This window comes from Mycetocola sp., assembly GCF_046716805.1.
Taxonomy (GTDB): domain Bacteria; phylum Actinomycetota; class Actinomycetes; order Actinomycetales; family Microbacteriaceae; genus Mycetocola_A.
In genome coordinates, this window is sequence record NZ_JBKJWH010000045.1 from 42930 (window position 1) to 53490 (window position 10561).

Here is a 10561-nt window from a genome sequence, read left to right on the forward strand (position 1 = left end):
CGGCGAGCGAAGCAGAAGGTCCAGTTCCTGCCTCGCCGCCACCGGGCGTTGTTCAGGAACCCGGTTTAGCCGAGGAGCTGCAGAACGCCCTGGTTGGACTGGTTCGCCTGCGCGAGCATGGCGGTACCGGCCTGCGACAGGATGTTCGCACGGGTGTAGTTGACCATCTCGGACGCCATGTCGGTGTCGCGGATGCGGGACTCGGCAGCTGCCAGGTTCTCGCTCGACACGTTGAGGCTGTTGATGGTCGACTCGAGACGGTTCTGTGAGGCACCGAGCGAGGAACGCGAGGTCGAAACGTTCTTGATCTGAGTGTCCAGGGAGGTGATCGTGGCGAGAGCATTGGTAGAGGTGGAGAAGCCGGTTGCTGCCAGACCAGTAACCGTCGCGCCGATAGCAGCCACATCGGTCAAGTTGACCGCAATCTGATCCTCGGCAGCGGTGCCGCCGGCACCCACCTGGAAGGTGAGCGGCGCTGCTGCTGCGCCGGCGTTGAGAAGCTTGATGCCGTTGAAGTTGGTCGATTCGCCGATGCGGGTCAGTTCTGCACCGAGTGCTTCAACCTCGGTCTTGATGGCAGCACGCGAGTCGGCGTTGTTCGAGTCGTTGCCGGACTGGACGGCGAGGTCACGAACGCGCTGCAGGATCGAGTGCACCTCGGTCAGGGCGCCTTCAGCGGTCTGGATGACCGAGATGCCGTCCTGCGCGTTGCGGGCGGCAACCTTTGAGCCGTTGATCTGCGCGCGCAGGCCCTCGGAGATCGAGAGGCCGGCCGCGTCGTCTGCCGCCCGGTTGATGCGGAGACCGCTGGAGAGCTTCTCCAGTGACTTCGACAGGTCGTTCTGCGTGTTGGAGAGGTTGCGGTACGAGTTGAGTGCCGCGACGTTGGTGTTGATTTGCATACCCATGGTGATGTCTTCCTTGATCGGGGTGGTGTCCGGCCCATCCATGGTCCGGTGTGTTCACACTCAGCTATCGACCGGGTTTCGCCGGGGGTAAGCATCCGTCGGAAGAATTTTCAGGCAGCGCCCGGTCAGCCGACGGCGACGGCGGCGGGGTGAGTCGCCCGCAGGATCTGCTCGGAAACTCCGGCGAGGTACGCCATCCGTCGAACCGGTGAGATGCGGGACTCGGGAATGACCTCCGGGGCCGGCACATCGGCGTAGTGAGTCGCCAGGCCGTCGCGCATCAAGCGGACGGCTTCTGCCCGCTGCTGCGACACGGCCGAGTGGGTGATGCCGAGCTCGGCGGCGACGTCCTTGACCGGGCGGTCCTCGAAGTAGATCTGCTCGACGATGAACCGCATGCTCGCAGGCAGGGCGGCGACCGCGGCACGAAGGTAGGTGAGGCGTTCAGCGACGAGAAGTGACTCCTCGGGGAGCGGGATGTCGGCGGCCAGGTACTCTGTCGTCGGGCCGTCGAGCGTCGTCACCGTGCGCGCGGCATCCGACAGGCCGGCGACGACCGTCTCACGATCGACGCCGAGCGCTGAGGCCATTTCGTCGATGCTGGGCTTGCGTCCGAGGGCGGCGGTCAGGGAGTCCTGCGCGGCGACCGTCTCCTTGATGCGACGGCGTGCGCCGCGGGTCGCCCAGTCGCTCGAGCGCATGTCGTCGGCGAAGGCGCCGAGGATGCGTTTGCGCGCGAACGCGCCGAACGGAACCCCGAGATCGGGGTTGAACGAGTCCGCCGAGGTGATCAACGCGATGGCTCCGGCCGATGCCAGGTCGTCCCGGGAAAGATGGCTGGCCGCCGCACAGACCTCCGAGACGAGGTAGCCCACGAGGGGCAAATTGTCGACAACGAGTCGATTGCGTTCTGCATGATTCAAGGCTGGACCCCGGTCATCATTCCACTCCAATATGGTTATGGTCACGATGTCCGTTCAACGCCTTCGGGTCGTCGTTCAACGTACGATTCGAACTATAACGAAGCGTTCCAACCGGTCGGTGGGCCCGGAATTCCGCGGGAGTCGGTCCATGAAACAGGGGACAGCCCGAAATCTCCCGGGCGTGTCGGCTGCCCGACGCGCCATCGTAGAGACGCAGATTCCCGCGAAAATTCCGGCATTTCCCGCCCCTACTCCTTCAGCGGGCTGTGCCCCTCCTTCGGGGCTTCTGCGAGAAGCAATCCAGAGTGCGGCGCAATAATCAAGCGTCAAGAAAGCCCCGAAGTGGGGGTGAAGAAGCCCGGCATTCCGCCGGTGGTGCCGCGTTCACCCTGCGATCAACACCGTGGGCAGGGGATGACGCGATGAATTCGTGCGTGCGTCCGGTCAGCGCTTATCCGGGGCTGTGCGAGGCCCGGCGTCATACCGGGCCAGCGCATCAGCATCCTGTGCCAGCCTCGAGACGCGCCGGGCGATGTCGAGCGCATCCACCGGGTCATCCGCGGCTTCCGCGAGGGCGAGCTGGCGCTCCGCCTCTGCGAGCCGGGTGCGAGCATCCGGCCCCACCCGGGAACGGTTTTCGCTGATGAACGTCGAGGCGACGTCGAGGTGGCTTCGCGCCGAGAAAAGGGCGCCCCGGAGTGCTTCCCGGGCGGAGTCGATGCGCTGCTGGCGGCTCCGGGCGCTTGACAGCGCGGCGTCGAGGCGGGCTTCTGCCTCGCGGAGGGTGTCGAGCCGGGCGAGCGGGTCCGGCACACTCGAGCGATCGCTCGCCCGGGTGAGTGCCGCAGAGGCGATGTCGATCCCGGCGGAGATCTCTGCCACGGCTTCGGGCACCTCCGCGGAGTCGCGCCGCTGTCGGGCGTCGGCGACGGAGCCACGAATCCGATCGATCGCCGCCGCCAACTCGGCACTCGCCGAGTCGAGCCCGGCAGCTGTGCGGGTCGCGCCGTCGAGCGCGTGTCGCGCGGTGAGCAGGTGCTGCGACGCGTCGTCAAGGTGCTCGGCCGATGTTTCCTGGGCTGACACCCGAAGCTCGGCCTGGGCGAGCGCGGCCTGCGCCTGCGCGAGCGCGTCGCGTGCGCGTGTCGGAGCATCCGTCACCGAAGCGATCGTCGCCGGGGCGTAGAGGGAGGCCAGTCGCTCGAGCGTCGACTCGATCTCGGGCAGCCGACCCTCGGTCGCTGCGATGGCGCGGCGGAGTTCGCCGAGCCGCTCGGGCGCATTGCGTTCCAGCGTGCGCCGCGCATCGAGGCTGTCGGTGTGTTCGCCGATGCTGCGGGAAATCTCGGTGCAGAGTTCGACGATCCGCTGGTTCCAGCGCCGGCGCTGCGACTCGCTGTCTGGGATCTCATCGGCGAGCTGTTGGTGCAGCTGGAACGCCTCACGCAACTGTTCGCGAGCGGATGCCACCGTGCGGGCGAAGTCCGTCGCGGCGGCATCCCCGAATTGGGCGGCCGCGAACGCCACCTCTTCCTCGGCGGAGTGCACGAGGTCGTCGGTGCGCACGAGGGCGACACCGGCCTTCTGCTCGAGAGCCGCGAGAGTGTCCTGGGTGCCGGCACCGAGCCGGCGCTTCGCTGCCGTGACCCGGACGGCCACCACGACGGCAAGGCCTGCCGTGCCGAAGACGATGAGGGACGGCAGCCACCACAGTCCGTCAGTCATGATGCGAGCCTATGCGGCGGCGGTGAGAGGAACCCGAGAGCGCGCCCAGCTACGCGCGACGGCGGTCAGCCCAGCAGGAGCTTGGCGAGCTGGTCGGTGGAGTGCACGACAGCCATCGCGTGGGTGGCCTCAGCCGGTGAGCCGTAACCCCACTCGACCATGATGGTCGGGATGCCGTGGACGGCAGCGCCCTCGACGTCGTGGTGACGGTCGCCGACGAGCACGACGTGGGTGGTGTCGATGCCGTCGGCATTGAGCCGCACGAGCGCCTCTGCCACGACGTCCGCTTTCGCGCTTCGTGTTTCATCCTCGGAGGCTCCGCAGATCACCGTGAAGTACTCGCTCAGCCCGAAGTGCCCAAGCACGGCGTGAATCTGAGACTCCGGCTTGCTGCTTGCGATCGCCGTCGGGATGCCGCTCGCCGCGACCTGCTTGATCAGTCCGGCCATGCCCGGGTAGACGGCTGAACCGCTCCACGGCCCGTCCTCCTCGGAGATGCCTCGGTAGACCATCAGCGCTTCCAGCGCCTCGGTGGGGGTCATGCCCGCGCGGAGTTCGAGGGATTCGAGCATCGGTGGTCCGACCCAGTGCAACAGTTCTTCATCTGATGGCACGGGCAGGCCGAGCGCCGCGAACATCTTGGCCAGTCGCGCGACGATGCCCGGCGCTGAATCGGTGATGGTGCCGTCCAGGTCGAACAGAATGGTTGACCAGGTGCGGTGAACGGCTAGAGAGCCCGTGCCGGTGAGTTCGGGGGATGAAATAGACATGAGGACTCCATAGTAGGCAGTTTCGCGGTTGAAACGACAATTCTCGCGAGCGGGAGATATATCAGAACAGTCGGCCGTCAGCGTTGTCAAGGCCTCGCATCGTGTCGTAATCCAGCACCAGACAGCGGATGCCACGGTCCTCCGCGAGCGTGCGCGCCTGCGGCTTGATTTCCTGGGCGGCGAATACCCCCCGGACCGGCGCAAGGTGGGGATCGCGGTTCATCAGCTCCAGATAGCGGGTGAGCTGCTCGACCCCGTCGATGTCGCCGCGGCGCTTCAGCTCAACGGCTACCGACGCCCCGGAGGAGTCCCGCGCCAGGATGTCCACAGGCCCGATGGCGGTCATGTACTCGCGACGGACCAGCGTGTGGCCGTCTCCGAGCAGGTCGATCTGTTCAGCGAGGAGCTTCTGCAGGTGGGCTTCGACACCGTCTTTCTGCAGCCCGGGGTCGACGCCGAATTCATGGTCGGTGTCCGAGAAGACGTCGTACACCGACACGATCAACTGATCGCCGGTCTTCGCGTGGGTGACCTTCCAGAGCTGCGTGATGCCGGCATCCGCCTGGTCCTGCTCCGGTTCGACGACGCTCAGCGAGCACGGCGGGCTCATCCAGTTGAGGGGCTTGTAGCTGCCGCCGTCTGAGTGCACGAGGAGGCTGCCGTCGCTCTTGAGCATGAGCAGGCGAGTCGCGAGCGGAAGGTGCGCCGAAAGCCGACCGGCATAGTCCACCGAACACTTCGCAATCACCAAACGCACTCGACGAGTGTAGCCCGGGATGGCTGTGAGCCCGTGCCGTTCGTCCGTCCCGAATGTCGGTTAGGCGCGCGGTTTATCGGCATTGGGGACGGATGAAGCCTCCCGAGCCGCAGGGCTCGCGAGCCCGGAGAAGATCACCAGCACGAGCACCACGAAGAGGGCGTTGAGCAGACCGATCGCGTCGCCGAGCAGGCCGATGAGCGGCGGCCCGACCAGGAAGGCCAGGTAGCCGATCATCGCGACCGCGCTCACCCGGGCGGCTGCATTCCTGCCCTCTGCTGCCGCCGACATGCCGAGCGGGAAGCCGAGTGCGCTGCCGAGGCCCCACAGCACGGTGCCGGCGACGACGATCCACAGGCTCGGTCCGAGGATGAAGACGATGAGCCCCACGATCGCGGAGACGGCGGACACCTGGAGCACCCGCACCCGGCCGAAACGGTCGATGAGGGGTCCGCCGGCAACGCGGCCGAGCGTCATGGCCGAGACGAAGACTCCGAACACGATGGCGCCGGTCGGCTGGGACTGGCCGTGGCCCTCGACCGTCGCGAGCGCGAGCCAGTCGTTGGCGCTGCCCTCGGCGAACGCCATGCCGAGCATGATCACGCCGATGAGGATGAGGCGCAGATCCGCCCACACCGAGAGGTTGACGCGCAGTCGGGTCTTCCAGTCTTCCTTGTGCGAATGCGTCGGGGTGTCGTCGCCGAGTTCCTCGCGGACCGGGACGAAGCGCACGGCGGTCACGACGGCGGCGGCGATCAGCACGGCCATGCCCCCGGCATGCCAGACGATTCCGATTTCCAGGGCGGATGCCGCGGCGCCGATTCCAGCGCCGATCACCGTTCCGAGGCTGAAGCACGCGTGCATCAGCGGCAGCACGGTCTTGCCCAGTTCTGTCTCGGCGGCTGCGCCCTCGACGTTCATCATCACGTCGACGCTGCCGTTGCCGAAGCCGAACAGCGCGAGCCCGAGAAAGACGAGGACCGGCGAGAAGACGACGCCAGCGCCGATCCCGATGAGAACGAGACCGATGGCGACGAAGCCGAGCGACAGCACCATGCCGGTCCGCGCACCGAGCCGGACCATGAGCCACGCCGACGCCATCAGGCCGAGGATCGACCCGGCGCTCATGCCCAGGATCAGGATGCCGATGGATCCGGTCGAGACATCGAGGTTGGCTTTGATCTCGGGGAGCCGCGCTGCCCAGGTGGCGATGCTCAGCCCGGAGAGGGTGAAGATGACGAAGATCGCGTTCCGCCAGGCGACGAGTTCCTGGCGGGGGCGGAGGGCTGATTCTGTGGGCACGGGGGAGGACGCCATATCAATTCGAGGGGTAGCGGAGCAGGAGGAGGGAGGTCGAATCGATTCGAGCCGTTCTCGCCTAAGCTAGCCGAGACAGCCGCAACGGTCAAGAACCGTGCCGTATCCACCGAGGGACCGTATGAATCGCCAGAGCGCGGCATCCGCCGAACACCGGCCAGAGAGCCGCCCGACGCTCGCCGCCGTTGCCGCGAGGGCCGGGGTATCGCCCTCGACGGCGTCACTCGCTTTCAGTGGCCACGGCCCGGTGTCCGACGACACCCGGGCGAAGGTCCTCGCTGCGGCCGCGGAGCTTGGCTACGGCGGGCCCGATCCGCTCGCCCAGTCGCTCCGGCGGGGCAGAAGCGGCATCGTCGGCGCATTGATCCCGGCCAGGATCGGGGTCTCGTTCCGAGACCCGGTACTGATCCAGACGCTCGACGGTCTGGCCGAGGAGATCAGCGCGATCGGGGCGGGACTTCTGCTCCTCCCGGATCATGACCCGGGCAGTGGCTCTGTGAGCGTCACGACTGCGCCGGTCGACGCGGTCGTTCTGGTCGGGTGCAACGCCGACGCGCTCGGCACGCTCGAGGCGCTGCGCCGCCGGAACATCCCGATCGTCCAGATCGAGGGGCCCCTCGACGCGGATGTCCACACCGTCAGCGTCGACAATCGCGGTGGTGTCCGGCTGCTCGCGGAGCACCTTCGCAAGCTCGGGCACGCCCGCGTCGCCCTCGTCACGCTTGCCCTCGACCGGGCTCGCACCGTCGGCTTACTCACCGCCGAACGGGAAGCGGGCGCCACGGTGACCACCACACTGGAGCGGATCGCCGGTGCCCGAGACGTCTATCCGGGCATCGGCGGCTGGATCGCCGGCGCAAGCAGGAGCGACGCCGGCCGGAAAGCGGCTCTCGCGCTGCTCGACGTGCCTGCGGTCGACCGCCCGACCGCGATACTCGCCCAGAGTGACCTTCTCGCCGCCGGGGTACTTGCCGCTGCCGACGAACTCGGGCTCCGCGTGCCGGAGGATCTCAGCGTCGTCGGCTTCGACGGCATCCGGGTCGATGGTCTCGAGCGCTCGCTGACCACCGTGTGGCAGCCATCGCAAGGCAAGGGAGCGGCGGCCGGCCGGGCCATCGTCGAGTTGCTCGCCGGGCGATCCCCTGAGCCCGTCAGCTTCGACGTGCGCTTCCAGCCGGGGGACACCACGGGCCCAGCACCTGCCTGAATTCACGCATCCGCCGCCATCGCCGATTCCTGCATGATGGCGAGCATGCGACGGAGATCCATGGCAGCGGTCGCTGCGGGGCTGAGTGATGACGGGTCGAGATCACGTTGCTGGTCCAGCCGTGCGAGCAGGACGCGGAGCGCCGCCTCGGCGGCCGCGACGCCCTCGCCGATCTCTTCGCCGGCATTGCGCATAGTCAGCACGTCGGCGACCGCGTGGATCGTGTCGCTCAGCGGTTCCCGGAGCACCTGAGGGACTTCAGCGTGGATGGGGCTCTTCCAGATGGCGGCGGCCAGCACCTCGGTGAGGTCGCGCACATGGAAGGTCATCGTTTCCAGGTCGGTGAGATCCTCGTAGTCCTTCTCGAGGTCCCGCCGGTGGAGCTTGGCCCTCGGATTGAGTTTGCGGCTCTCGTCGGCCTGCCCGACCGCCTCGCGCACCCGGTCGGCGGTGTCGACGAGGGTGCCGCTCCGCCCGGCCCAGTCCTCATGCTCCGGTGGCCACGACTCGACGAGCGCCTTGCCGATGTCATGCAGGTGGTCGGAGAGCAGCGAGCGGAATTCGGCCAGCCGGAGGACCGCCGCGCTGGTGTTCAGCGGCGGCAGGATGAGAAGGTTGACGCCGAGTCCCACCGCGATGCCGACGCCCATCTGCACGAGGTAGCCGATCGAGTAATCGTCGGCGTCCTGTCCGCCGATGATGAGCACGAACAGGGCCGCGACTGCCACGTATTCCCCGCCGGCGGTGAGCCAGCGGCTGCCCGCGATGAGTACCCCGATTCCGACGACGAGGGAGATGGTGAAGACGTTCGGTTCCCAAAAAAGGATGATGGCGCCGGCCAGCAGGATGCCGATGGCGAGGGCTGCGAGGGTTTGCGCGCCCCGCTTCACCGAGCTCATCAGCGTCGGTGACACGCTGATGAGGGCGCCGAGCGGCGCGTAGTAGGGGTACTCGTCGGCGACGCCCGGCACGAGATGCGCGAGAACCCAGGCGAGGCCGACGGCGATGGCTGTCTTGATGGCGAGCAGGAGCCGGGGATGAGCGAGCCAGGACGTGATGCGCGTTCCGGCGCCGATGACCGCCGTGCGAGGAGCTGTACCCATGGGTTCATCATCTCAACCTCGGCTGGGAAGGCCGCCTATCTTCGCGCCGGGGACGTCGGTACATTGTGGCGATGGGAATCTGGGCGCGGATCTGGCCGGTACTCGCTTTAACGACGCTGCTCGGTGCCGTCCTCGCCATCCCGCTTGCCTGGGCGGCGGTCTCATTTCTGCGCGACCGGATCCGGTACCGCTGCAGCTACGACGGTAGCTTCATCTGCGCCGACGGGAACGGCTACGCCCTGGCGGTGCTGGCACTGGGGTTTTGTGTCGGCGTCCTGCTTCTGGCGACCGCGGCTGCAGCGGCCATTCTCAGTGATCGGCCACCTCTGGCGACGCGGGTGACGGCTGGCATGGGTATCGCGTGCGTCGTCTTCACCGTCGGCGCGTCGATCGTGGCCGATTCGGGGCGCAATCCCGCGAGCTTGATCCCCGACGACACGTGGTCGAGCGTGATGGCGAAGCCGGCCCTGATTCTGGCCGCCGCGGGCGTTGCGCTAGCCCTCGTCGTCGTCTCCCCTCCCCGCTTTCCCAGAAGGGTGGGACTCTGGGTTGCGTTCCTCCTGGCCCTCGCCGCCACGGGCGTCGAACTCACACTGGCGTTCGGCACGGTGCCTGTGCTGTTCGCGGTCGTGATCGCGTTGTCGACCGTTCGCACCCCGGTCGAACCCATCCCTGTGACGTCAGCTTCGGCGCGCTGACCACTCCCGGTCGAGCATGGCGTACACGCCGGTGTCCTCCCAGCGGCCCTTGATGAACATGTCCTGGATGAAGTGGGCCTCCTCGCGCATGCCGAGGCGCAGGCAGAGCCGAACGGATGCTGTGTTCTCCGGTGTGAGCGACGCGATGATGCGGTGCGCGCCCATCGTCTCGAAACCGAGGGCGAGGAGCGCCCGCGCGGCCTCAGCGGCATAGCCCTGCCCTTCCACATCCGGATGGAAGACCCAGCCGATCTCAAGCGTCGAGTACTCGGCGTTGTCGACGGTGAAATACATCTGCCCGATCATCCGGGAGTCGGTGCGGCGTTCGACGGCAAGCTGCAGATAGTCCCCGTTCGACTCGAGGCGAGTGTGCGCGGCATCCCGCGCGAGCCTGGCGGCGACCGTCTCGCGATCGCGGGGTTCGTAGAGGAGGTATTGGCAGACATCCGCTCGCGATTGCCACGAGTAGACGGCGTCGAGATCGGCATCCGTCTGAAGACGCAGCAGCAGTCGCTCCGTGCCGATGGGCTCCCGGAACTCGAGTACGCGCATGCCTCATGCTAGCGAGCGCGGATGGGTCGCGAGATGGCATCTGCGCACTCAAATTCGTTCAGGGCGGCCATTTTGGGTGCGTAAATGCGATGTCGCGCCGACGAGAGACCTAGAGCAGGCCGAGCTCGAGTGCGAGCGTGACGGCACGGGTGCGGTCCGATACCCCGAGCTTCTCGAACACGTGCAGCAGAGGAGTCTTGACCGTGGCTTCACTGATGAAGAGGCGCTTGGCGATGACCGGGTTGCTGTCGCCGGCCGCGACCAGCCGCAGGACGTCGAGCTCCCGAACGCTGAGCTTCGGGCGTGCGGGGAGCTTGTCCTGCCGCATCCGCGCGACGAGTTTCGCGGCGATGGCGGGAGCGAGCACCGTCTGGCCGCCGACGACGCTCCGCACCCCGGCGAGAATTTCTTCCTGGGGCGCGGCTTTGAGCAGGTAGCCGCTCGCGCCGGCCTCGATCGCGCCGAGGATGTGATCGTCGGTCTCGTAGGTGGTGAGGATGAGCACCCGCGTGCCCGGTACGGTGTCGATGATGCGCGCGGTCGCCTCGGCGCCGTCGAACTCCGGACCGTCGAGCACCGGCATCCGAATGTCCATCAGCAC

Annotated in this window: 11 protein-coding genes; 2 read left to right on the forward strand and 9 right to left on the reverse strand. The window is 67.3% G+C overall.

All coding sequences use genetic code 11. The annotated features are described in order from the left end of the window. Positions 1–65 precede the first annotated feature (65 nt). The 6 genes from ACLQ62_RS03735 to ACLQ62_RS03760 form a co-directional block, all read right to left on the reverse strand. Entirely contained in the window at positions 66–908 is an 843-nt protein-coding gene (locus ACLQ62_RS03735; protein ID WP_411720339.1) for a flagellin, read from the reverse strand. Between the two features lie 125 nt (positions 909–1033). After that, a complete protein-coding gene (locus tag ACLQ62_RS03740) occupies positions 1034–1831 on the reverse strand; it encodes a sigma-70 family RNA polymerase sigma factor (protein WP_411720328.1) in 798 nt (265 codons plus the stop codon). Positions 1832–2275: 444 nt separating this feature from the next. After that, positions 2276–3556: a hypothetical protein gene (locus ACLQ62_RS03745; RefSeq protein WP_411720329.1), complete on the reverse strand. Its 1281-nt coding sequence runs from the start codon at positions 3554–3556 to the stop codon at positions 2276–2278. Between the two features lie 65 nt (positions 3557–3621). Then, complete coding sequence (locus tag ACLQ62_RS03750; protein ID WP_411720330.1) at positions 3622–4326, reverse strand: HAD hydrolase-like protein; 705 nt, start codon at positions 4324–4326, stop codon at positions 3622–3624. 61 nt (positions 4327–4387) lie between these two features. Beyond that, on the reverse strand, positions 4388–5083 hold the full coding sequence (nucS, locus tag ACLQ62_RS03755) for an endonuclease NucS (protein ID WP_411720331.1): 696 nt from the start codon (positions 5081–5083) through the stop codon (positions 4388–4390). Positions 5084–5143: 60 nt separating this feature from the next. Then, on the reverse strand, positions 5144–6385 hold the full coding sequence (locus ACLQ62_RS03760) for an MFS transporter (RefSeq protein ID WP_411720332.1): 1242 nt from the start codon (positions 6383–6385) through the stop codon (positions 5144–5146). 136 nt (positions 6386–6521) lie between these two features. Here ACLQ62_RS03760 and ACLQ62_RS03765 point away from each other — a divergent pair, with 136 nt between their 5' ends. Further along, a complete protein-coding gene (locus ACLQ62_RS03765; protein ID WP_411720333.1) occupies positions 6522–7607 on the forward strand; it encodes a LacI family DNA-binding transcriptional regulator in 1086 nt (361 codons plus the stop codon). Positions 7608–7609: 2 nt separating this feature from the next. Here the strand turns inward: ACLQ62_RS03765 and ACLQ62_RS03770 are convergent, their stop codons facing one another. Then, the gene (locus tag ACLQ62_RS03770) at positions 7610–8710 is read right to left on the reverse strand and encodes an FUSC family protein (protein ID WP_411720334.1); all 1101 of its coding nucleotides are present in this window, start codon (positions 8708–8710) and stop codon (positions 7610–7612) included. Positions 8711–8781: 71 nt separating this feature from the next. Between ACLQ62_RS03770 and ACLQ62_RS03775 the strand changes: the two genes are divergently transcribed. Then, positions 8782–9408: a hypothetical protein gene (locus ACLQ62_RS03775; RefSeq protein ID WP_411720335.1), complete on the forward strand. Its 627-nt coding sequence runs from the start codon at positions 8782–8784 to the stop codon at positions 9406–9408. Here the strand turns inward: ACLQ62_RS03775 and ACLQ62_RS03780 are convergent. Further along, positions 9391–9960, reverse strand: coding sequence for a GNAT family N-acetyltransferase (locus ACLQ62_RS03780; RefSeq protein ID WP_411720336.1), 570 nt, complete (start codon positions 9958–9960; stop codon positions 9391–9393). The genes ACLQ62_RS03775 and ACLQ62_RS03780 overlap by 18 nt on opposite strands. A 109-nt stretch (positions 9961–10069) precedes the next feature. Beyond that, on the reverse strand, positions 10070–10561 hold a 492-nt coding region (locus ACLQ62_RS03785; RefSeq protein WP_411720337.1), incomplete at its 5' end, for a LuxR C-terminal-related transcriptional regulator.